This is a genomic window from Arthrobacter sp. SDTb3-6 (assembly GCF_013376095.1).
Classification (GTDB): domain Bacteria; phylum Actinomycetota; class Actinomycetes; order Actinomycetales; family Micrococcaceae; genus Specibacter.
The window spans coordinates 156,326-176,668 of the sequence record NZ_JAAMFN010000004.1; the positions used below are offsets into that span (position 1 = coordinate 156,326).

The following is a 20,343-nucleotide window of genomic DNA, read 5'->3' on the forward strand; positions in this document are numbered from 1 at the left end:
CTTGTGCTGGACTTCACGGAATTCTCCGACTAACCTGAAACTCAGTTAATAACCATTAACTTAGCACGTGGATTCCGGACGAGGTAGGGCGCCCCTGCGGTGCCCCGGACGGGGAACGGATTTTTGGTCAATGGAGACTTTGCAAAGCCGCGTCGAACCGGGCGCCGACGCCTTTGAACGCAACGGCAGTGCCCAGCGCGAACTGGCCGCCGAACTGCGCGAACGGCTGCGCACCACGGCACTGGGCGGGCCGGCGAAATCCCGGGAACGCCACCTGGCCCGCGGGAAGCTGCTGCCCCGCGACCGGGTGGACCGGCTGCTTGACGACGGCAGCCCCTTCCTGGAAATCTCGCCCCTGGCGGCCAACGGGATGTACGACGGCGCATCTCCGGGCGCCGGGGTCATCGCCGGCATCGGCCTGGTGGCGGGCCGCCACGTCATGGTGGTTTCCAACGACGCCACCGTCAAGGGCGGCACCTACTACCCGATGACGGTCAAGAAGCACCTGCGCGCGCAGGAGATCGCCCTGGAAAACAAGCTGCCGTGCATCTACCTGGTGGATTCCGGCGGCGCGTTCCTGCCCCGGCAGGATGAGGTGTTCCCGGACCGCGAGCACTTTGGCCGGATCTTCTTCAACCAGGCGCAGATGTCCGCCCGGAAGATCCCGCAGATCGCCGCCGTCATGGGCTCCTGCACGGCCGGCGGCGCCTACGTGCCGGCCATGAGCGACGAGACGGTGATCGTGCGCAACCAAGGCACCATCTTCCTGGGCGGCCCGCCGCTGGTGAAGGCCGCCATCGGGGAAATTGTCACGGCGGAGGAACTCGGCGGCGGCGACGTCCACGCGCGCATCTCCGGCGTGGTGGACCACCTGGCCGAAAACGACGAACACGCCCTGGCCATGGTGCGCGACATCGTCGCCACGCTGCCGCCCAACCCCGCACCGGCGTGGGACCTGCAGCCGCCGGAGGCGCCCGCCGTCGACCCGGGCGAACTCTACGGCGCCGTCCCCACGGACCTGAACACCCCGTATGACATCCGCGAGGTCATCGCCCGGATCGTGGACGGCAGCCGCTTCCACGAATTCAAGAAAAACTACGGCACCACGCTGGTCACCGGGTTCGCCCGGCTGCACGGCCACCCGGTGGGCCTCGTGGCGAACAACGGCGTGCTGTTCAGTGAATCGGCCCTGAAGGGCGCGCACTTCATCGAACTGTGCGACCAGCGCGGCATCCCGCTCATTTTCCTGCAAAACCTCAACGGCTTCATGGTGGGCAAGGACTACGAACAGGGCGGCATCGCCAAGCACGGCGCCAAGATGGTCACGGCCGTCGCCACCGCCCGCGTGCCCAAGCTGACGGTGATCGTGGGCGGCTCGTTCGGCGCCGGCAACTACTCCATGTGCGGGCGGGCCTACTCGCCGCGCTTCCTGTGGATGTGGCCGGCCGCGCGGATCTCCGTCATGGGCGGCAACCAGGCGTCCGCCGTGCTCGCCACGGTCAAGCGGGACGCGCACGAACGCCGCGGCGAGGAGTGGTCCGCCGCGGACGAGGAAGCGTTCAAGGCGCCCATCAAGGCCCAGTACGAGGACCAGGGCAGCCCGTACTACTCCACCGCCCGGCTCTGGGACGACGGCGTCATCGACCCGGCGGACACGCGCACCGTGCTGGGCCTGGCCCTGGACGTCTGCGCCCGGACCCCGTTGCCGGACACCTCCTTCGGCCTCTTTAGAATGTGAGCCACGCATGACCAGTCCCTTTGACAGTTCGAAGTTCTCCACCGTCCTGGTGGCCAACCGCGGTGAAATCGCCTGCCGCGTCATCCGCACGCTGCGCACCCTGGGCCTGCGTTCGGTGGCCGTCTATTCCGAGGCCGACGCCGGGGCCCGCCACGTGCGCGAGGCCGACACCGCCGTCTGCCTGGGCCCGGCGGCCGCGTCCGAAAGCTACCTGAACATCGACGCCGTGCTGGCCGCCTGCCGCGCGTCCGGCGCGCAGGCCGTCCACCCCGGCTACGGCTTCCTGTCCGAGAACGTCGCCTTTGCCCGGGCCCTCGCGGACGCCGGCATCACGTTCATCGGACCCAACATCAAGGCCCTGGACGTCATGGGGGACAAGATCCGCTCCAAAAACCATGTGGCCGCCGCCGGGGTGCCCGTGGTTCCCGGCATCTCCGAGCCCGGCCTCACGGACGCGGACCTCATCGCAGCGGCCGCGGGCATCGGCTTTCCCGTCCTCATCAAGCCCTCCGCCGGCGGCGGCGGCAAGGGCATGCACGCCGTGTGGGCGCCGGCGGAACTGCCCGCCACCCTGGCCACGGCCCGGCGCGTGGCCGCCGGCTCCTTCGGCGACGACACCCTGTTCCTGGAACGGCTCGTCTCCACGCCCCGGCACATCGAGGTGCAGGTCCTCGGCGACGGGTTCGGCAACGTCATCCACCTGGGCGAACGCGAATGCTCGCTGCAGCGCCGCCACCAAAAAGTCATCGAGGAGGCGCCCTCGCCGCTGCTGGACTCCCTGCCCGACGGCGCAGCCGTCCGCGAACGCATCGGCGCCGCGGCGTGCGCGGCTGCCGCCAGCGTGGACTACACCGGCGCCGGCACCGTGGAGTTCCTGGTCTCCAATGACAACCCGGACGAGTTCTTCTTCATGGAGATGAACACCCGCCTGCAGGTGGAACACCCCGTGACGGAAATGGTGGTGCGTGCCAACGGGCAGCCGCTGGACCTGGTCGAATGGCAGCTGCGCATCGCGGCGGGGGAAAAGCTCACCGTGGCCCAGTCCGACGTCGAACTTCTCGGCCATGCCGTGGAGGCGCGGGTCTATGCCGAAAACCCGGCGCAGGGCTTCCTGCCCTCGGCCGGCACCGTGGCGTTGCTGGATGAATCCATCGCCGGGCGCGACGGCGTCCGCGTGGACAGCTCGCTTTTGCCGGGCCTGGAAATTTCCGCGAACTACGACCCGATGCTGGCCAAGGTCATTGCGGCCGGCGCCGGCCGGGAGCAAGCCCTGGCCCGGCTGGACGCGGCCCTGGGCGACTACGTGGTGCTGGGCGTGCCCACCAACATCGAATTCCTGCGCCTGCTCCTGGCTGATCCCGACGTGCAGGCCGGCCGGCTCGACACCAACCTGATCGAACGCAAGCTGCCCGCCATGGAGTTCCGCACCCTTGGTGCCGCCGACTACGCCGCAGCCGCCCTCTGGTCGCGGAGCCGGGGCGTCGGGCGGGGCCTCGGGTCCGGCGTGCCGGGGCCCGGGGTGGCCGCGGGCAGCCCCTGGGGCCGCACCGACGGCTGGCGGCTGGGGGACCCTGCACCATGGCGGGTCGCCTGCGCCGGGCCGGGCCGCACCGGCGTCGTGACGGTCAGCGGCACGGAAGGGTCCGGCGTCGTACACGTCACCGGGCCGGGCGGGGACGAGGGGCCCGGGCACCGGGCCGGGCTGGCCCACGCACAGGAGGGCAGGCTGGAACTGCCCTGGGACGGGGAGCGGCGGCACTACCAGGCCGTGTTCCAGGACGGCGCCGTGGTCCTGGGCAGCGGCGGGTGGAGCGCCCGCGTGCCCGTCCTCAGCCGCGGGGAAGCCACGGCACGGATGCTCGCCGGGATCGAGCAGGAGGACCAGGCGGCCAGTCCCGAGGTCCGCAGCCCCATGCCCGGCACCGTCACCTCCGTCAACGTCTCCACCGGGGAGCCCGTCGAGGCCGGCACCGTGCTGCTCGCCGTGGAGGCCATGAAAATGGAACACCAGCTCACCGCCGCCGTGGCCGGGATCGCGCACATCAGCGTCGGCGTCGGCAGCCTCGTCAAGGCGGACCAAGTGGTCGCCACCATCCAAACAGCAACACCCGAAGGGGAATGACGTGCCCAATTTTGAACTCAGCGACGACTACCAGGACTTGAGCGACACCGTCCGGGACTTTGCCGACAATGTGGTGGCCCCCGTGTCCGCCCGGCACGACGAGGAACACAGCTTCCCGTACGAGCTGGTCAGGCAGATGGGCGGGATGGGGCTCTTCGGGCTGCCGTTCCCGGAGGAGTACGGCGGCATGGGAGGGGACTACTTCGCCCTGTCCCTGGCCTTGGAGCAGCTGGGCCGGGTGGACCAGTCGGTCGCCATCACGCTGGAGGCCGGCGTCTCACTCGGCGCCATGCCCATCCACCGCTTCGGCACCGAGGCGCAAAAGCAGCAGTGGCTGCCGGTCCTGGCCTCCGGGGAGGCGCTGGCCGGCTTTGGCCTGACCGAGCCCGACGCCGGATCGGACGCCGGGGGCACCACCACCCGGGCGAGGCTGGAGGGCGGCGAGTGGATCCTGGACGGCCACAAGCAGTTCATCACCAACTCCGGCACGGACATCACCAGGTTCGTCACGATGACCGCCGTGACCGGCACCTCCGAACGCAAGGACGGCTCCGTCAAGAAGGAGATCTCCACCATCCTGGTGCCCAACGGCACGCCCGGCTTCACGGTGGAAAGGCCGTACAACAAGGTGGGCTGGAACGCCTCCGACACCCACCCGCTGACCCTTGCGGACGTCCACGTGCCGGAGGAGAACCTGATCGGCGTGCGCGGCCGCGGCTACGCCAACTTCCTCTCCATCCTGGATGAGGGCCGCATCGCCATCGCCGCACTGGCGACGGGCGCGGCACAGGGCTGCGTGGACGAGGCGGTCAGGTACGCCAAGGAACGCACGGCCTTCGGCCACAACATCGGCCGCTACCAGGGCATCTCCTTCAAGATTGCCCGCATGCAGACCCGTGCGCACACCGCCCGGCTCGCCTATTACGACGCCGCGGCCCGCATGCTGGCCGGCAAGCCGTTCAAGACGGAGGCGGCCATCGCTAAGATGGTCGCAAGCGAGGCGGCCATGGACAACGCCCGCGACGCAACACAGGTGTTTGGCGGCTACGGCTTCATCAACGAGTTCACCGTGGCCCGCCACTACCGCGATTCAAAGATCCTGGAGATGGGGGAGGGAACCACTGAAGTCCAGCTCATGCTCATAGCCCGCGACCTCGGCCTGTAGCCCGGAACAAGGTGCCGGTCCGGCACCCGCCACGGCTCAGGCCGGGACCGACGAAGAATGAAAGGTACTTGCGATGATCAACAAAGTGGTTGCATCCGCTGCCGCCGCCGTCCATGACATCCACCACGGCGCGTCACTGGCCGTCGGCGGCTTTGGTCTGTGCGGCATTCCGGTGGCCCTGATCCAGGCCCTGCACGACGCCGGCACCTCGGAGCTGGAAACCATCTCCAACAACTGCGGCGTGGACGACTGGGGGCTCGGCGTGCTGCTCAGCGACGGGCGCATCCGGCGCACCATCTCCTCCTATGTGGGGGAGAACAAGGAATTTGCCCGCCAGTTCCTGGCCGGTGAGCTTGAGGTGGAGCTGACCCCGCAGGGCACCCTGGCCGAGAAGCTGCGCGCGGGAGGCGCCGGGATCCCGGCGTTTTACACGGCAGCCGGGGTGGGCACCCAGGTCTCCGAGGGCGGCCTGCCCCGGAAGTACGACGGCGCCGGGGGAGTGGCGATTGCCTCCGAACCCAAGGAGGTGCGCACCTTTGGGGGCGCCGACTTTGTGCTGGAGGAGTCCCTGACCCCCGACTTTGCCCTGGTACACGCCCTCAAGGGCGACCGCCACGGCAACCTGGTCTTCCACGCGACCGCCATGAACTTCAACCCGCTGTGCGCCATGGCCGGAAAGATCACGATCGCCGAGGTGGAGGAACTGGTGGAACCCGGTGAACTGGACCCCGGGCAGGTCCACGTCCCCGGCATCTTTGTCCAGCGCGTGGTCCACGTTCCGGCCGGCTCCCCGGGCAGCGAAAAGCGCATCGAAAAGCGCACGGTGCAGCCGGATCCGCCGGCCGGACCTGTCGAGACCCAGGTTGCCTACACCCAGGCGAAGGAGGCATGACCATGGCACTGACACGCAACGAACTGGCCGCCCGGGTGGCGCGGGAACTGCACAACGGACAGTATGTGAACCTCGGCATCGGCATGCCCACCCTGATCCCCAACTTCATCCCGGACGGGGTGGAGGTGGTGCTTCACTCGGAAAACGGGATCCTCGGCACCGGCCCGTACCCGGTGGATGCGGACGTGGACCCGGACCTGATCAACGCCGGCAAGGAAACCGTCACCGTCAACAAGGGCGCGGCGTTCTTTGACTCGGCCCTGTCCTTTGGCATGGTGCGCGGCGGCCACGTGGATGTGGCCGTGCTCGGTGCCATGCAGGTGGCCCAAAACGGCGACCTCGCCAACTGGATGATCCCCGGGAAAATGGTCAAGGGCATGGGCGGCGCCATGGACCTGGTGTTCGGCGCCAAGAAGCTGATCATCATGATGGAGCACACGGACAAGGCCGGGAACCCGAAGATCCTGCAAAACTGCACCCTCCCGCTGACGGGCAGGGGCTGCGTGGACCTGATCGTCACCGACCTGGCCGTCATCGAGGTGACCCCGGACGGGCTGGTCCTGAAGGAACTGGCACCCGGCGTCACCGTGGAGGAGATCGTGGCCGCCACCGGCGCCCCGCTGAACCTTGAGATGCACGACCTGGACAACGTATGAGCGGCGGACCCGTGGTCACCCAGAGGGGGCTCTACTACGAGGAGCTGGAGCCCGGCGTCGTCTATGAACACCGGCCGGGGCGCACCATGACCGAGACGGACAACGTCCTGTTCACCACCATGACCATGAACACGCAGTCGCTGCACCTTGACGCTGCCTGGAGCGCCACGCAGCCGTTTGGGCAGCGCCTCATGAATTCCATGTTCACCCTGGCCACCATGGTGGGGCAGTCCGTGGCGCAGCTGACCCAGGGCACCATCGTGGCGCAGCTGGGCATGGACGGGATTTCCTTCCCCCACCCGCTGTTCCACGGCGACACCCTGTACACGGAAACCGTGGTGACCGAAAAACGGCTCTCGTCCTCACGCCCCGGCCAGGGCATCGTGACGATGGCCCACACCGGCCGCAACCAGGATGGCGTTGTGGTGGGCAGGGCCAGCCGCACCGCACTGTTCTGGCTCAAGCCCACCGATTAAGGAGCACACCATCAGCCAACCGCACGCAGCCTTCACGATGGGCCCGGCACTGCTGTTTGCCCCGGCCGACCGGCCCGAACGCTACGCCAAGGCGGCGGACCGTTCGGACGCCGTCATCCTGGACCTGGAAGACGCCGTGGCACCCGGGGCCAAGGCGGCGGCCCGCGGGCACCTCGTGGACACCCCGCTGGACCCGGATGCCACCATGGTGCGCATCAATGCGCTGGGCACGCCCGAGAGCGGACTGGACCTCGCCGCGCTGGCCTGCACCCGCTACCGCACCGTCATGGTCGCCAAGGCCGAGGACCCGGACGCCGTGGCCGCGCTCGCCGGCTTCCACGTCGTGGCCCTGTGCGAGACGGCGGCAGGCATCATGGCCGCGCCCGAGCTGGCCAGGCTGCCCAACGTTGTCGCCCTCATGTGGGGGGCGGAGGACCTCGTGGCCTCCCTGGGCGGCACGTCCAGCCGCTTCGCCGACGGCCGCTACCGGGCCGTGGCAATGCAGGCGCGCTCGCAGCTGCTGCTGGCCGCCGGGGCCGCCGGCAAGGTGGCGGTTGACTCCATCTATGCGGACATCCCCGACCTGGCCGGGCTGGGCGCGGAGGCCGAGGACGCCGTGGCCAGCGGCTTCGGTGCCAAGGCCTGCATCCACCCCGGGCAGGTGCCGGTGGTCCGTGCCGCCTACCGGCCCACCGATGCGGACGTTGCGGCGGCCCGGGAACTCCTGGCCGCGGCGGAAGCTGCCGGCACCGGCGTGTTTGCCTTCAACGGCAAGATGGTGGACGGCCCCATCCTGCTGCACGCCAGGCAAACCCTCCGCCGCGCCACCCTCTAACAACGCCCGGTTGCAATCGGGGGTGTTTTGCCCAACGCCCGGTTGCAAACGGGGCGTTTTCCGGTGACGCTCCCGCACTGCGGTGCGGAAGCGTTTTCGGATTTGATGCCATTCGTGCGGGAGCGTTTGTGGGCGTCGTACTTTTTGGTTGGGCTAGACGGCGGCGAGGGACTCTTCGCGCACGCTCTTCATGGCGTGGGTCCACGGGACCAGCTGGTCGAGCATGGGGGCCAGCGAGGCGGCCTGCTGCTCGGTGGGCTTGAAGGTGAAGAAGTTCTCAAAGTCGGCGAACAGCGAGAACATGCCGGTCTTCTGCACGTGGGCCACCTGCAGCTCGGACAGGATGCCGCGCAGGTGCTCGGCGGCGCGGGTGCCAAAGGCCGAGCCGTAGCCGACGATGCCGGCAGCCTTGTTGTTGAACTCGACGTTCAGGTAGGAGAGGGCGTTGGCCAGCGCCGGCTGGACCGAGTGGTTGTATTCGCCGGCGATGAAGACGTAGCCGTCAAATTCGGCAATCTTGGCGGCCCAGGCCTTGGTGTGGTCGTTCTGGTAGTTCTGGTAGCCGGCGGGGTAGGCCTCGTCCAGGATGGGGAGGTTGAAATCGGCAATGTCCACGATTTCGTAGTCGGCGTCGCCGCGCTCCTGGGCCTGGGCCAGGACCCACTGGGCCACGCCGATGTTGTTGCGTCCGGGGCGGGTGGATCCGGTGACGATGGCGATCTTGGACATGTGCGGTGCTCCTTGAAATCGAGGTCCGCCACCCGGGTAGGTGACGTGTCAACTAAAACTTGATGTTTCCATCCTGCACTGCGATACTTGACGTGTCAACTAATTAGGCGAAATGTGGGGTAGGTCATGACGGGGCAGGGAGGCGCGGCGGGCGGAACCCGCTGGCTAAGCACCGAGGAGCAGCACCTGTGGCTGGAGCTGCGCGAGTTCCTTTCCGGCATGCCCCGGGTCATCGACCGCCAGCTCAGCCGCGACTCCGACGTCTCCGGCGGCGAATACGCGGTGCTGGCAGCCATTTCCGAGGCACCGGCGGAAGGTGTGCGTTCCGGTGACCTGGCCGCGATCCTGGCATGGGAAAAGTCACGCGTGTCCCACCTGCTGCGCCGCATGGAGTCCAAGGGGCTGGTGGTGCGCTGCGCGGCAAGTGCCGACGGCCGCGGGCAGGAAATTTCCCTGACCGAGGCCGCGTGGGCTGCCGTCCGCGCTGCCGCGCCGGGCCACGTGGGCCTGGTCCGCGAAACCGTCTTCGACCCCCTTGCCCCCGCCGAGCTCGCGCAGCTGCGGGCCTCGCTGCAAAAAATCCGTGCCGCCGCGGTGGACAAGGGCCTCTGGTAGCCGACAGGCCGGGTACGAGGCCAGGGCGAGCGGTGGGTGGGGCCACGTCTGCGAGGGGCCCCGGCCGAGGTACGAGGCCAGGGCGAGCGGTGGGTGGGGCCACGCCTGCGAGGGGCCCCGGCCGAGGTACGAGGCCAGGGCAAGCGGTGGGTGGGGCCACGCCTGCGAGGGGCCCCGGCCGAGGTACGAGGCCAGGGGGGCAGGTGGGGAATACTGGAAGCATGCAGCAGCGAAAAGTGATCATCCTCGGTTCCACCGGTTCCATCGGCACCCAGGCCCTGGACGTCGTCGAACAGGCTGCACTGCCGGATGGCACGCCGCGCTTCACGGTGACCGCGCTCAGCGCCGGCGGCGGGAACCTGGAACTGCTGGCCGCGCAGGCCGTCCGGACGCGCGCCCTGGCCGTCGGCATTGCCGCGGACGACGCCGGCCCCCTCCGTGCGCTGATCACCTCCCATGCCGCTGCGGCCGGGGCGGCGGGCTATGCCCCCGAGATCGTGGCCGGCCCCGGTGCCTCCACCACCATCGCGGCCTGGGGTGCCGGCGGGCCGGACGCCGCGGACGTGGTCCTGAACGGCATCACCGGGTCCATCGGCCTTGCCCCCACGCTGGCGGCGCTGGGCACGCAGGCCATCCTGGCGCTGGCCAACAAGGAATCGCTCATCGTGGGCGGGCAGCTGGTCAAGGATGCAGCCTCGCCCGGCCAGCTGGTGCCGGTGGATTCCGAGCATTCAGCCCTCGCCCAGGCGCTGCGTTCCGGGACGCCCGGGGAAGTGGACAGGCTCGTGGTCACCGCCTCGGGCGGGCCGTTCCGAGGGCGGTCCCGGGCCGAGCTGGAGGACGTCACGCCGGAACAGGCGCTCAGGCACCCCACCTGGGACATGGGCCCCATGGTCACCACCAACTCGGCGACGCTGGTCAACAAGGGCCTGGAGGTCATCGAGGCGCACCTGCTCTTTGACGTGCCGCTGGACCGCATTGACGCCGTGGTGCATCCGCAGTCGGTGGTCCATTCCATGGTCCAGTTCACGGACGGCTCCACGATTGCCCAGGCGTCGCCGCCGGACATGCGCCTGCCGATCGCCCTGGGCCTTGGCTGGCCGGACCGCGTCCCGGGCGCCGCGCAGCCGTGCGACTGGACGAAGGCTGCCACCTGGACGTTCGAACCGCTGGACAACGCGGCGTTTCCCGCCGTCGAGCTGGCCAAGGAGGCTGCGCGGCGGGGGAGCACCTGCCCAGCCGTCTACAACGCGGCCAACGAGGAGGCCGTGCACGCGTTCCACGCCGGACGGATAGGATTCCTGGATATCGTGGACACCATTGCGCAAGTTCTCAGCGAACATGCACCCGTTTCGGAGCTGACGCTCGAGTCCGTGCTGGAAGCTGAAGAGTGGGCCAGGCGGCGCACCAACGGGCTGCTGGGCGCCAAGGGTGCCGGGACAGCGGACGGAAGGGGCTGAACAGTGCTTGCCGGCAGCAGGCCGGATGACATGCCCGTAGGACCAAAGCCAGGAAGTTCATTGTGACCGTATTGCTATTCATTGGCGGCGTGCTCTTCGTCGCAATCGGCGTGGTGGTCTCCATCGCGCTGCACGAGGTGGGACACCTGCTGCCCGCCAAGCTCTTCAATGTCCGCGTGACCCGCTACATGATCGGTTTTGGCCCCACCCTCTGGTCACGGAAGAAGGGCGAGACCGAGTACGGCTTCAAGGCCATCCCGGCCGGCGGTTATGTGGCCATGATCGGCATGTACCCGCCCAATCCGGTGGACGGCAGCGTCCGCCCTTCCAGCACCGGCATGTTCCAGACCATGGCCACCGAGGCCCGCAGCATGGCCCACGAGGAGGTGGGGCCGGAGGACAAAAACCGCGTGTTCTACGCACTGCTCGTGTGGAAAAAAATCGTCATCATGCTCGGCGGGCCCACCATGAACCTGCTGATCGGCATCGTCCTGACCGGCGTGCTGCTCATGGGCTTTGGCTCGCCCCAGCCCACCACCACGCTGTCCCAGGTCAGCGCCTGCCAGGTCGCCTATGGTGCACCCGAACCGACCGACATGGCCAAGTGCACCAAGACGCCGGCCGCCGCCGCCGGCCTGCTGCCCGGCGACACGATCAAGACCTTTGACGGCAGGGTGGTCACCGACTGGGCGGCCCTGACGGAATGGATCCGGGCCGACGCGGGCAAGACGGTGGAAATGTCCTACCAGCGCGGTGACAGGACCATCACCACCACCGTCACGCCCGTGCGCACCGCCCGGCCCGTTCTGGATGCCAACGGCAACGCCAAGGTCGACGCCGGCGGCAGGGCCGTCACGGTGGAGGCCGGATTCATCGGCATGGGGCCCACTTCCGTACTTGTGCCCGAATCCGCCGCCGCCGTGCTGCCGGCGGTCGGGAACAACGTCGCCCAGATTGGCGGCGTCGTCTTCCACCTGCCGCAAAAGCTGGTGGGGGTGGCCCAGGCCGCGTTCAGCTCCCAGCCCCGGGACCCCAACGGCCCCATGTCCGTGGTGGGCGTGGGCCGCGCGGCCGGCGAGGTGGCTTCCATGCAGCAGGTCCCGCTCAGCGCCCGGGTTGGCACGCTGGTGGGCCTGATGGCCGGCGTGAACCTGGCCTTGTTCGTCTTCAACCTGATCCCGCTGCTGCCGCTCGACGGCGGGCACGTCCTGGGGGCGCTGTATGAGGGTGCCCGGCGGACCATAGCGAAGGCCTTGCGGAAGAAGGATCCCGGCGCGTTCGACATTGCCCGGATGCTGCCCGTGACGTACGTTGCCGCGGGGCTGCTGCTGGTCATGGGGGCGCTGCTGATCTACGCGGACATCGTCAAGCCGGTGAACCTGTTCGGCTGAAGCATGCACTGGCGCGGAAGCCTGCCCGGACAGGGCGGCCTTCCACTAGCCGGGGAGGTGGACGTGGTCCGGGGTCAGCCCGGCGACCGAGCTGACGCCCAGCAGCGCCATGGTGCGGCGCATGTCCGTCGCCAGGATCTCCAAGGCCCTGTCCACGCCCGCCCGGCCGCCGGCCATGAGGCCGTAGAGGTAGGCGCGGCCAACCAAGGTGAAGTCCGCCCCCAAGGCCAGCCCGGCGACGATGTCCGCCCCGCTCATGATGCCGGTGTCCAGGATGACGGCGGCATCGCTCCTGTCTGCCGCAAGAGCGGCCTTGACCTCCGGCAGCAGGCGGAGGGGAATCGGTGCCCGGTCCAGCTGGCGGCCGCCGTGGTTGGAGAGGACGATGCCGTCCGCCCCGTGGTCCACCACCTTGCGTGCGTCCGCCACGGTTTGGATGCCCTTGACCACCAGCCTGCCCTTCCAGGTTTCGCGCAGCCAATCAAGGTCCGCAAACGTCAGGGTGGGGTCAAACATGGAGTTGATCAGCTCCGCAACCGTCCCGGTGTACCGCGAGAGCGAGGCAAACACGAGCGGCTCGTGGGTGAGGAAATTAAACCACCAGGCGGGGCGGTAGGACGCATCCAGCACCGTCTTGAGGGTCAGTGCGGGCGGGATGGTCATGCCGTTGCGGACGTCGCGGAGACGTGCCCCCGCGACGGCGGTGTCCACGGTGACCATCAGCGTGTCGTTGCCGGCCGCGGCCGCACGTTCAATCAGCTCCATGGAACGGTCGCGGTCGGTCCACAGGTAGAGCTGGAACCAGTTGCGGCCGTGCGGTGCTGCGCCGGCCACGTCTTCGATGGACGCCGTGCCCATGGTGGAGAGCGTGAAGGGGATTCCGGCGGCCTGCGCCGCCCGGGAACCGGCATACTCGCCCTCGGATTGCATCATCCGGGTAAACCCCGTCGGCGCAATCCCCACAGGGAGGCTCGATTCCCGGCCCAGAATGCTGGTATGCAGGTCAATGTTCGACACGTCACGCAGGATCCCGGGACGGAATTCGATGTCCTGGAAGGCCTGGCGGGCCCGCCGCAGCGTGATTTCCGCTTCGGCGGCGCCGTCCGTGTAGTCAAACGGCGCCTGCGGGGTGCGCCTTTTGGCCATGTCCCGAAGATCCCAGATGGTGCTGGCACGGCGGAGCCTCGCCGCATTGCTGAATTCCGGCTTCTTGAACTGCATGAGGGGCGCCAGGTCCGAGTACTTCGGGAAGCGGCGCCTGAGTGCGGCCGGAAGGGTGGTGGGAGGCGGAACTGCCGCCCCCTGCCGTGCCGCGCCTCCTGGCGTGTTCCCGTGATTGCTGGTGTGCTGCATTGCATCCTCCACGATAGGGACCTTGGGGAAGGTGTGGTCCAACCGCAGGATACCCGACGGCCGCACGCTCCCCGGGAATCGCGCGTCGGCGGCGTCCCGCGTTGCCCGCCCGCCAGGGAGACGACACGTTTCACCTAAAATTGGTTGATTACTTCAAATCAACCGATTACGATTTAGTAATGTTTGTCATGACGATCGACCAGCGCGGCAGCCGGAAGGGGACCGACCTGGTGCCAGAGGCCTTGGCCGCACTCCGGGACATTCCCGTGGTCCTGCCCTTTGAACGCACCGTGGGCGATGAGATCCAGGGCGTGCTTGAGGATCCCCGCTCCGTGGTGGATGCCGCCCTGCGGGCCCTGCGCACCGGGCAGTGGTACGTGGGCATTGGAATCGGCGCCGTGGACGTACCGTTGCCGGACAGCCCGCGCGCCGGCTCCGGTGCCGCCTTTGTGCTGGCACGGCAGGCCGTGGACAGGGCCAAGAAGACGGGGGAACGCGTGCCTCTGGCCGTCCAGCCGGCTGCGGCGGGCGGCCACGCCGCGGCCGCCGAGGCCGTCCTGGTGCTCGTGGGCGGGCTGGTCCGACGGCGCACGGGTGCCGAATGGCGGGTCCTGGACGCGCTCGGCCGGCCCGAAAACCGCCGCCAGATTGATGTGGCGCGGGCGGTCGGCATCAGCCCCCAGGCAGTCAGCAAGGCCATCCTGCGCTCCGGCTGGCAGGAAGAGCAGGGCGGGCGTGCCGCCGCCGAACTGCTGCTGGCCCACTCCGACACCTGACCCGGCTGCGGCCGCCAAACACCCTGCCGTTTCCCCGGCATGCCCGCCCGGCATTGTCGGTCCGGCTGGCTACGCTGGGAGGCTAGGAGGAGGACGGATGACATTTTTGTGGATTGCACTCACCGTGGTGCTGGCCGCCGTGGGCGGCTGGCCGGTGACCGCCGGCATCCTGCGGTTGGCCTCGTCGCGCACCGTGCGTTCGGCCGATGCCCGTGAAATCCCGGCCGGCCGTCACGACGCCGGGGCGGCCCCCGACGGCGAGCCCGAAGCCCGCGGCGCAGGGGTCCTGCGAGGGGGGCTGTTGATCGGCGTATTGGAGCGGGCCGCCGTCGTGCTGGCCATCCTGGCGGGCCAGCCTGTGGCCATCGCCTACGTGGTCGCCATCAAGGGCCTGGGCCGGTATCCGGAACTGAAGCAGGCACCGGCGGCCAGCGAGCGGTTCATCATCGGAACGCTGGCATCCATGCTGTGGGCCGCAGCGGTGGCCACCGTCGCCAAAGTCCTCCTGCTATAGGGTGGAAAGCATGACGATCTTTGCTGTTGAGTACATTTATGGCCCCGAAGCCGAGGAGGCCCGCACGGAGCACCGCCCCAAGCACCGCGAATGGCTGGCGGCGCAGGCCGAGGCGGAAGTGGTGCTGGCCTCAGGGCCGTACGCCGACGGCGCCGGCGCGCTGCTGATCTTCAATGCCGCCGATGAACCCAGCCTCCACGAAATCCTCAAGCAGGACCCCATGAGCGCCGGCGGCGGCGTCACGGGCCTGAAGGTCTCCGAGTGGAAGCCGGTCATCGGCCAGCTGAGCGAGTATTTGCCGTAGGCGCTGCGCCGGCGCCAACACGCCTACAATTTAGAACAGAAGATGCGTGAACCTTTTCGCGGGGCCTGAAACCAGGCGCCGCGGGCGCGTCGGCTGAAAAACTTCAAGGAGCATATTTTGACCTCGGTCAGCCTCGGAATGCCGCCATTGCCACCACCAGTCCTGGCCCCCCGCCGTAAAACCCGGCAGATCCGGGTCGGCTCCGTTGGCGTCGGCTCGGATTTCCCCGTCAGCGTGCAGTCCATGACCACCACCAAGACCACGGACATCAACGCCACGCTGCAGCAGATTGCCGAGCTCACCGCCGCCGGCTGTGACATTGTGCGCGTCGCCTGCCCGTCCCAGGACGATGCCGAGGCGCTGCCCATCATCGCCAAGAAATCGCAGATCCCGGTCATCGCGGACATCCATTTCCAACCCAAGTACGTCTTCGCCGCCATTGAGGCCGGCTGTGCCGCCGTCCGCGTGAATCCCGGCAACATCCGCAAGTTCGACGACCAGGTCAAGGAAATCGCCCAGGCCGCCAAGGACCACGGCACCTCCATCCGCATCGGCGTCAACGCCGGTTCGCTGGAGCCCTCCATCATGAAGAAGTACGGCAAGGCCACCCCGGAGGCGCTCGTCGAGTCCGCCGTCTGGGAGGCCTCCCTCTTTGAGGAGCACGGCTTCCAGGACTTCAAGATCTCCGTCAAGCACAACGACCCGGTGGTCATGGTTGCCGCCTATGAGATGCTCGCCGAGAGGGGCGACTGGCCGCTGCACCTGGGGGTCACCGAGGCGGGGCCCGCATTCCAGGGCACCATCAAGTCCGCCGTCGCCTTCGGTGCCCTGCTCTCCAAGGGCATCGGCGACACCATCCGCGTGTCCCTTTCCGCCCCGCCGGTGGAGGAAATCAAGGTTGGCAACCAGATCCTGCAGTCGCTGAACCTGCGCCCGCGCAAGCTGGAAATTGTCTCCTGCCCGTCCTGCGGCCGCGCCCAGGTGGACGTGTACAAGCTGGCCGAGGAGGTCACCGCCGGCCTGGAAGGCATGGAAGTGCCGCTGCGCGTGGCCGTCATGGGGTGCGTTGTCAACGGCCCGGGCGAGGCACGCGAGGCCGACCTAGGCGTGGCCTCGGGCAACGGCAAGGGCCAGATCTTCGTCAAGGGCAAGGTCATCAAGACGGTGCCCGAGGACCAGATTGTGGAAACCTTGATTGAAGAAGCCATGAGAATTGCCGATGAGATGGAGTCCGATGCCGACAATCCGCTCCCGGGTGGTCCCGTGGTTAGCGTCTCCTAGAGGCGCCGGCCGGGACCCCGTGCGCGTCCTGGTCCACGAGGACACTGCCGCACTCCGGGCACTCGTGGCGCGCGACCCCGTGGCCAACGTTTTTATCGATTCGTTGCTCTCCACGGGTGGCAGCGCCGTGCCCGCGCAGCGCGGTGCCGTGATCCTGGGCTTTTTTGAGCCCGACGGCGGGGCGCTGGCTGCCGCCTGCTGGGTGGGTTCCAACGTGGTCCCCATTGGCGTCGAGGCCGGCCATGCCGTGCACTTTGGCCGTTGGATTGCCACCCACTGGCAGCCGCACGCCTCCATCTTCGGCCCGTCCGTGGCCGTCCTGGGCATCATGGAGGCCCTCTCCGCCGCCGGCGTCAATGCCCAGGCCGTCCGCGCCGACCAGCCGCTGCTGGTCCTCGAAGGGGCCCCGCGGCTGGAGCCCAACCCGGCCCTGGCACACAGCACAAGCGGCCGCTTCGACGAGGTGCTGGCCGCGGCCGCGGCGATGTTTGAGGAAGAAGTGGGCTACTCGCCGTTCCTGGGCGGGGAGGAAAATTACCGCCGGCGCGTGGCCTGGCTGATCGACCACGGCCATTCCTTTAGCCACTGCGAACCCGGCGGGGAAGTGGTTTTCAAGGCAGACCTCGGCGCCGTCACCGCCAGCGTCACCCAGGTACAGGGCGTCTGGATGAACCCGCGCTACCGCGGCCTGGGGTTGGGCGCCGGGTACATGGCCGCCGTCGTGCAGTATGCCCAGCGGCTGGCGCCGGTGACCAGCCTGTACGTCAATGACTTCAACCACCGCGCCCGGGCCGTGTATGAAAAAGTCGGTTTCGAGCAGGTCGGCACCTTCGCCACGGTGCTGTTCTAGCCACGGACCCAGGGACGGGAACACGATGGCCGCCGGACGGAATGCGATGCGCCGGGACGCGCCTGCCCGGACGTGGGCGCGGCTGACGCTGGCCGGAGCCGTCGCTTACCTCATCATGGATGTCATCGCACAGGCCCTGCCGCCGCCCTACGGCCCGATCCGGCAGGCTGAAAGCAACCTCGGCGTGGTCCCGTTCGGGTGGGTCATGGATGCCAACTTCATCCTGCGCGGCCTGCTGACGGGCTGCGCCCTCCTCGCCCTGCGCAGGGGCATGCCCCGCTCCGCCGGGGGAACTGCCGGGCTGGCCCTGGTGGCCTTCGTCTGTGCGGCCGCCGGCATCCTGGCGCTCTCCCGTGCGGCACCGTTTCCGGGCGCGCTGCCGGCGGCCTGGCCGCAGTGGTGGCGCTGATCCTGCTGGTTCCGGCCCAGCGGGCCGAGGCGGGCGGACTGGTGGAGCGCGTCTTCCTCCTGCTCGTGCTGCTCTGGCTGGTGCTGGCCGCCCGGGCCGCCACGCGTGGACCCTGACTGCGGCCCCCGGCGTTGTGCGCTACGATTATGCAACTTGTTGCGCAAAGGAGGGCATCCATGCCTGCTGGTCCCTACCCACATCTCTTCACGCCGCTGGACCTGGGCTTCACCACGTTGCCCAACCGGGTGCTGATGGGTTCCATGCACCTCGGACTCGAGGAGGTCCCCGGCGGCTTCGCCCGGATGGCCGCGTTCTACGCGGAACGGGCGCGCGGGGGTGTGGCGCTGATGGTCACCGGGGGTATTTCCCCCAACGACGCCGGCCGTCCCATGGAGGGCGGCGCCAAGCTCAGCACGCCAGAGGAGGCCGAAAGCCACAAGCTGGTGACGGCGGCAGTCCATGCCGAAGGCGGCAGGATTGCCCTGCAGCTGCTCCACTTTGGCCGTTACTCCACACACCCGGGCCTGGTGGCGCCCAGCCCGGTGCCGGCACCCATCAGCCCGCTGACACCCCACCCGCTCAGCGAGGATGAGGTGGAGCAGACCATCGAGGACTTTGCCACCGCGGCCAAGCTCGCCCAGGGCGCGGGCTACGATGGCGTGGAAATCATGGGCTCCGAGGGCTACCTCATCAACGAATTCATCGCCCAACGCACCAACCACCGGACGGACAAGTGGGGCGGCAGCTACGAAAACCGGATGCGCTTCCCGGTGGAGATTGTCCGCCGCACCCGCGAACGCGTCGGGGAGGATTTCATCATCATTTACCGGCTGTCCATGCTGGACCTCGTGGAGGGCGGCTCCACGCTGGCGGAGGTCATCCAACTGGCACGGGCGGTCGAGCGGGCCGGCGCCACGCTCATCAACACCGGGATCGGCTGGCACGAGGCCCGCATCCCCACCATTGCCACCTCCGTGCCGCGGGCGGGCTTCGCCTGGGTCACGAAGAAACTCATGGGCCAGGTGGGCATTCCGCTGATCACCACCAACCGGATCAACACCCCGGAGGTGGCCGAGGGCCTGCTGGCGGACGGCCATGCGGACATGGTCTCCATGGCCCGCCCCTTCCTGGCGGACCCCTTCTTTGTCCGCAAGGCGGAAGGCGGCCGCGGCAACGAGATCAACAGCTGCATCGCCTGCAACCAGGCCTGCCTGGACCACACCTTCACCGGCAGGAGCGCCTCCTGCCTGGTCAACCCGCGCGCCGGCCACGAAACGGAGCTGGTGATCGAGGCCGCCGACGCGCCCAAGCGGCTGGCGGTGGTCGGGGCGGGGCCGGCGGGGCTCGCGTTTGCCGTCACGGCGGCCGAACGCGGGCACCAGGTGGTGCTGTTCGAGGCCGCCGGGGAGATCGGCGGGCAGTTCAACATCGCCAAGCAGATCCCCGGCAAGGAGGAGTTCCACGAGACCATCCGCTACTTCAGCCGCCAGATCCAGCTGCGCGGCATCGAGCTGCGGCTCAACACGCACGCCACGGCGGAAGCCCTGCTGCAGGAAGGCTTTGACGAAGTCATCCTCTCCACCGGCGTGCTCCCGCGCATCCCGCAGATCGCCGGCGTCGACCACCCCAGCGTGCTCAGCTACCTGGACGTGCTGCGCGACAAGAAGCCCGTGGGCACCAACGTGGCCATCCTGGGGGCGGGCGGCATCGGCTTCGACACGGCCGAATACCTCACTGCCACCGGCACCAGCGCCACCCTGGTCCCGGAAAAGTTCTACCGCGAGTGGGGGATCGACCCCGACTACGCCGGAGCCGGCGGCATCGCCGTACCCGAACGCCCCCGCCCGGACCGCAGGGTGGGCCTGTTCCAGCGCAAGGCCGCCAAGGTGGGCGCCGGCCTGGGCAAGAGCACCGGCTGGATCCACCGCACCGAACTGCGAGCCAGGGGCGTCCAGATGGTCCCCGGCGTCGAATACCAAAAAATTGACGACGCCGGACTTCACCTGAGCGTCAACGGCACCGACACCGTGCTCGCCGTGGACAACGTCATCCTGTGCACCGGCCAGGAACCCCGGCGCGAACTGCAGGGCGCGCTGGAAGCCGGGGGCGCCACGGTCCATCTCATCGGGGGAGCGGACGTGGCGGTAGAACTGGACGCCAAGCGGGCCATCGACCAGGGCACCCGCCTCGCCGCGCGGATCTAGCGGGCCCGGATGTCACTGCCGCACGCGATCCTGACCTCGCTGCTGGAACGGCCGTGCACGGGTGCCGAGCTGGCCCGGCGTTTCGACAAGTCGTTGGGCCACTTCTGGCAGGCCACGCACCAGCAGATCTACCGGGAGCTGGGGAAGCTGGAGGCCGACGGGCTGATAGCGGCCCGCGGGCTTGCCACGGCGCGCGGGAGCCAGCGGCACTTTGACGTGCTCCCGCACGGCCGCGCCGAGCTGGAACGCTGGACCCTCGTGGCGGCCGATCCCCGGCCCATCCGCGATGCGCTGCTGGTGCGGCTCCGGGCGGCGGCCGTGCTGGGCACGGTGGACGTGGGTGCGGAAATGCGCCGGCACCGGCAGCTGCACAGGGACTCCCTGGAGCGCTACCTGGCCATCGAGGCCCGCGACTTTCCGCCCGGCGTCCCCCTGGACCGGGGCGGCGGCCTGCAGCGGGCGGTGCTGAGGGCGGGCATCGTCTTCGAGGAGTCCTGGCTCGTCTGGTGTGAGGAAACCCTAGCAACTGGGTCGCAGTAGTTGCAGGGGAAGGCCTGTTCCGGGGGCCGAATC

General features: G+C 68.7%; 21 protein-coding genes. 19 read left to right on the plus strand and 2 right to left on the minus strand.

The genetic code is table 11. The features are described from left to right. Positions 1-130: 130 nt before the first annotated feature. From G6035_RS03395 to G6035_RS03425, 7 genes are all read left to right on the plus strand, one after another. Positions 131-1,738: a carboxyl transferase domain-containing protein gene (locus G6035_RS03395; RefSeq protein WP_176615658.1), complete on the plus strand. Its 1,608-nt coding sequence runs from the start codon at positions 131-133 to the stop codon at positions 1,736-1,738. A 7-nt stretch (positions 1,739-1,745) separates the two neighbouring features. Further along, a complete protein-coding gene (locus G6035_RS03400) occupies positions 1,746-3,860 on the plus strand; it encodes a biotin carboxylase N-terminal domain-containing protein (RefSeq protein WP_176615659.1) in 2,115 nt (704 codons plus the stop codon). Position 3,861: 1 nt separating this feature from the next. After that, positions 3,862-5,025, plus strand: a complete 1,164-nt coding sequence (locus G6035_RS03405; RefSeq protein WP_176615660.1) for an acyl-CoA dehydrogenase family protein — start codon at positions 3,862-3,864, stop codon at positions 5,023-5,025. A 73-nt stretch (positions 5,026-5,098) separates the two neighbouring features. Then, a complete protein-coding gene (locus G6035_RS03410) occupies positions 5,099-5,917 on the plus strand; it encodes a CoA transferase subunit A (protein WP_176615661.1) in 819 nt (272 codons plus the stop codon). Positions 5,918-5,919: 2 nt separating this feature from the next. Beyond that, positions 5,920-6,573 (plus strand): CoA transferase subunit B, encoded by a 654-nt coding sequence (locus tag G6035_RS03415; RefSeq protein ID WP_176615662.1) that lies wholly within the window; start codon positions 5,920-5,922, stop codon positions 6,571-6,573. Beyond that, positions 6,570-7,049 carry a MaoC family dehydratase gene (locus G6035_RS03420; RefSeq protein ID WP_176615663.1) on the plus strand — a complete coding sequence of 160 codons (480 nt, stop codon included), beginning with the start codon at positions 6,570-6,572 and terminating at the stop codon, positions 7,047-7,049. The genes G6035_RS03415 and G6035_RS03420 overlap by 4 nt, the downstream gene beginning before the upstream one ends. A 37-nt stretch (positions 7,050-7,086) precedes the next feature. Beyond that, on the plus strand, positions 7,087-7,884 hold the full coding sequence (locus tag G6035_RS03425; RefSeq protein ID WP_176615664.1) for a CoA ester lyase: 798 nt from the start codon (positions 7,087-7,089) through the stop codon (positions 7,882-7,884). A gap of 153 nt (positions 7,885-8,037) precedes the next feature. Here G6035_RS03425 and G6035_RS03430 read toward each other — a convergent pair whose 3' ends face one another. Further along, a complete protein-coding gene (locus G6035_RS03430) occupies positions 8,038-8,613 on the minus strand; it encodes an NADPH-dependent FMN reductase (protein WP_176615665.1) in 576 nt (191 codons plus the stop codon). A gap of 126 nt (positions 8,614-8,739) precedes the next feature. On the opposite strand from G6035_RS03430, the gene G6035_RS03435 reads away from it, so the two are divergent. From G6035_RS03435 to G6035_RS03445, 3 genes are all read left to right on the plus strand, one after another. Then, positions 8,740-9,228 carry a MarR family winged helix-turn-helix transcriptional regulator gene (locus G6035_RS03435; protein ID WP_176615666.1) on the plus strand — a complete coding sequence of 163 codons (489 nt, stop codon included), beginning with the start codon at positions 8,740-8,742 and terminating at the stop codon, positions 9,226-9,228. A gap of 221 nt (positions 9,229-9,449) precedes the next feature. Further along, entirely contained in the window at positions 9,450-10,688 is a 1,239-nt protein-coding gene (gene dxr / locus G6035_RS03440; RefSeq protein WP_176615667.1) for a 1-deoxy-D-xylulose-5-phosphate reductoisomerase, read from the plus strand. A 59-nt stretch (positions 10,689-10,747) separates the two neighbouring features. After that, positions 10,748-12,079 (plus strand): site-2 protease family protein, encoded by a 1,332-nt coding sequence (locus G6035_RS03445; RefSeq protein WP_176615691.1) that lies wholly within the window; start codon positions 10,748-10,750, stop codon positions 12,077-12,079. A gap of 45 nt (positions 12,080-12,124) precedes the next feature. Here G6035_RS03445 and G6035_RS03450 read toward each other — a convergent pair whose 3' ends face one another. After that, positions 12,125-13,432 (minus strand): alpha-hydroxy acid oxidase, encoded by a 1,308-nt coding sequence (locus G6035_RS03450; RefSeq protein WP_176615668.1) that lies wholly within the window; start codon positions 13,430-13,432, stop codon positions 12,125-12,127. Between the two features lie 179 nt (positions 13,433-13,611). Here G6035_RS03450 and G6035_RS03455 point away from each other — a divergent pair, with 179 nt between their 5' ends. The 9 genes from G6035_RS03455 to G6035_RS03490 all read left to right on the plus strand — a co-directional run bounded on the left by G6035_RS03455 (position 13,612) and on the right by G6035_RS03490 (position 20,310). After that, positions 13,612-14,208, plus strand: a complete 597-nt coding sequence (locus G6035_RS03455; protein WP_176615669.1) for a helix-turn-helix domain-containing protein — start codon at positions 13,612-13,614, stop codon at positions 14,206-14,208. Positions 14,209-14,305: 97 nt separating this feature from the next. Further along, positions 14,306-14,722 carry a hypothetical protein gene (locus tag G6035_RS03460; protein ID WP_176615670.1) on the plus strand — a complete coding sequence of 139 codons (417 nt, stop codon included), beginning with the start codon at positions 14,306-14,308 and terminating at the stop codon, positions 14,720-14,722. A 10-nt stretch (positions 14,723-14,732) separates the two neighbouring features. Then, complete coding sequence (locus tag G6035_RS03465; RefSeq protein WP_176615671.1) at positions 14,733-15,026, plus strand: YciI family protein; 294 nt, start codon at positions 14,733-14,735, stop codon at positions 15,024-15,026. Between the two features lie 117 nt (positions 15,027-15,143). Then, positions 15,144-16,307 (plus strand): flavodoxin-dependent (E)-4-hydroxy-3-methylbut-2-enyl-diphosphate synthase, encoded by a 1,164-nt coding sequence (ispG, locus tag G6035_RS03470; protein WP_176615672.1) that lies wholly within the window; start codon positions 15,144-15,146, stop codon positions 16,305-16,307. Further along, positions 16,261-17,157 (plus strand): DUF4081 domain-containing GNAT family N-acetyltransferase, encoded by an 897-nt coding sequence (locus G6035_RS03475; protein WP_176615673.1) that lies wholly within the window; start codon positions 16,261-16,263, stop codon positions 17,155-17,157. The genes ispG and G6035_RS03475 overlap by 47 nt, the downstream gene beginning before the upstream one ends. 25 nt (positions 17,158-17,182) lie before the next feature. Further along, a complete protein-coding gene (locus G6035_RS03480) occupies positions 17,183-17,566 on the plus strand; it encodes a DUF998 domain-containing protein (protein WP_176615674.1) in 384 nt (127 codons plus the stop codon). Further along, the gene (locus tag G6035_RS19920; RefSeq protein WP_256127701.1) at positions 17,554-17,682 is read left to right on the plus strand and encodes a hypothetical protein; all 129 of its coding nucleotides are present in this window, start codon (positions 17,554-17,556) and stop codon (positions 17,680-17,682) included. The genes G6035_RS03480 and G6035_RS19920 overlap by 13 nt, the downstream gene beginning before the upstream one ends. A gap of 60 nt (positions 17,683-17,742) precedes the next feature. Continuing rightward, complete coding sequence (locus G6035_RS03485) at positions 17,743-19,770, plus strand: FAD-dependent oxidoreductase (protein WP_176615675.1); 2,028 nt, start codon at positions 17,743-17,745, stop codon at positions 19,768-19,770. Positions 19,771-19,779: 9 nt separating this feature from the next. Next, positions 19,780-20,310, plus strand: a complete 531-nt coding sequence (locus tag G6035_RS03490) for a PadR family transcriptional regulator (RefSeq protein WP_176615676.1) — start codon at positions 19,780-19,782, stop codon at positions 20,308-20,310. Positions 20,311-20,343 lie beyond the last annotated feature (33 nt).

What these genes read in the sequence shown, in the direction of transcription:
- G6035_RS03475 (WP_176615673.1), top strand. Translation starts at nt 16,261, where the DNA reads ATGCCGACAATCCGCTCCCGGGTGGTCCCGTGGTTAGCGTCTCCTAGA.
- G6035_RS03415 (WP_176615662.1), top strand. Translation starts at nt 5,920, where the DNA reads ATGGCACTGACACGCAACGAACTGGCCGCCCGGGTGGCGCGGGAACTG.
- G6035_RS03490 (WP_176615676.1), top strand. Translation starts at nt 19,780, where the DNA reads ATGTCACTGCCGCACGCGATCCTGACCTCGCTGCTGGAACGGCCGTGC.
- G6035_RS03465 (WP_176615671.1), top strand. Translation starts at nt 14,733, where the DNA reads ATGACGATCTTTGCTGTTGAGTACATTTATGGCCCCGAAGCCGAGGAG.
- G6035_RS03455 (WP_176615669.1), top strand. Translation starts at nt 13,612, where the DNA reads ATGTTTGTCATGACGATCGACCAGCGCGGCAGCCGGAAGGGGACCGAC.
- G6035_RS03395 (WP_176615658.1), top strand. Translation starts at nt 131, where the DNA reads ATGGAGACTTTGCAAAGCCGCGTCGAACCGGGCGCCGACGCCTTTGAA.
- G6035_RS03425 (WP_176615664.1), top strand. Translation starts at nt 7,087, where the DNA reads ATGGGCCCGGCACTGCTGTTTGCCCCGGCCGACCGGCCCGAACGCTAC.
- G6035_RS03485 (WP_176615675.1), top strand. Translation starts at nt 17,743, where the DNA reads ATGCCTGCTGGTCCCTACCCACATCTCTTCACGCCGCTGGACCTGGGC.
- G6035_RS03460 (WP_176615670.1), top strand. Translation starts at nt 14,306, where the DNA reads ATGACATTTTTGTGGATTGCACTCACCGTGGTGCTGGCCGCCGTGGGC.
- G6035_RS03410 (WP_176615661.1), top strand. Translation starts at nt 5,099, where the DNA reads ATGATCAACAAAGTGGTTGCATCCGCTGCCGCCGCCGTCCATGACATC.
- G6035_RS03420 (WP_176615663.1), top strand. Translation starts at nt 6,570, where the DNA reads ATGAGCGGCGGACCCGTGGTCACCCAGAGGGGGCTCTACTACGAGGAG.
- G6035_RS03435 (WP_176615666.1), top strand. Translation starts at nt 8,740, where the DNA reads ATGACGGGGCAGGGAGGCGCGGCGGGCGGAACCCGCTGGCTAAGCACC.
- G6035_RS03400 (WP_176615659.1), top strand. Translation starts at nt 1,746, where the DNA reads ATGACCAGTCCCTTTGACAGTTCGAAGTTCTCCACCGTCCTGGTGGCC.
- G6035_RS03450 (WP_176615668.1), bottom strand. Translation starts at nt 13,432, where the DNA reads ATGCAGCACACCAGCAATCACGGGAACACGCCAGGAGGCGCGGCACGG.
- G6035_RS03430 (WP_176615665.1), bottom strand. Translation starts at nt 8,613, where the DNA reads ATGTCCAAGATCGCCATCGTCACCGGATCCACCCGCCCCGGACGCAAC.
- dxr (WP_176615667.1), top strand. Translation starts at nt 9,450, where the DNA reads ATGCAGCAGCGAAAAGTGATCATCCTCGGTTCCACCGGTTCCATCGGC.
- G6035_RS03480 (WP_176615674.1), top strand. Translation starts at nt 17,183, where the DNA reads ATGGCCGCCGGACGGAATGCGATGCGCCGGGACGCGCCTGCCCGGACG.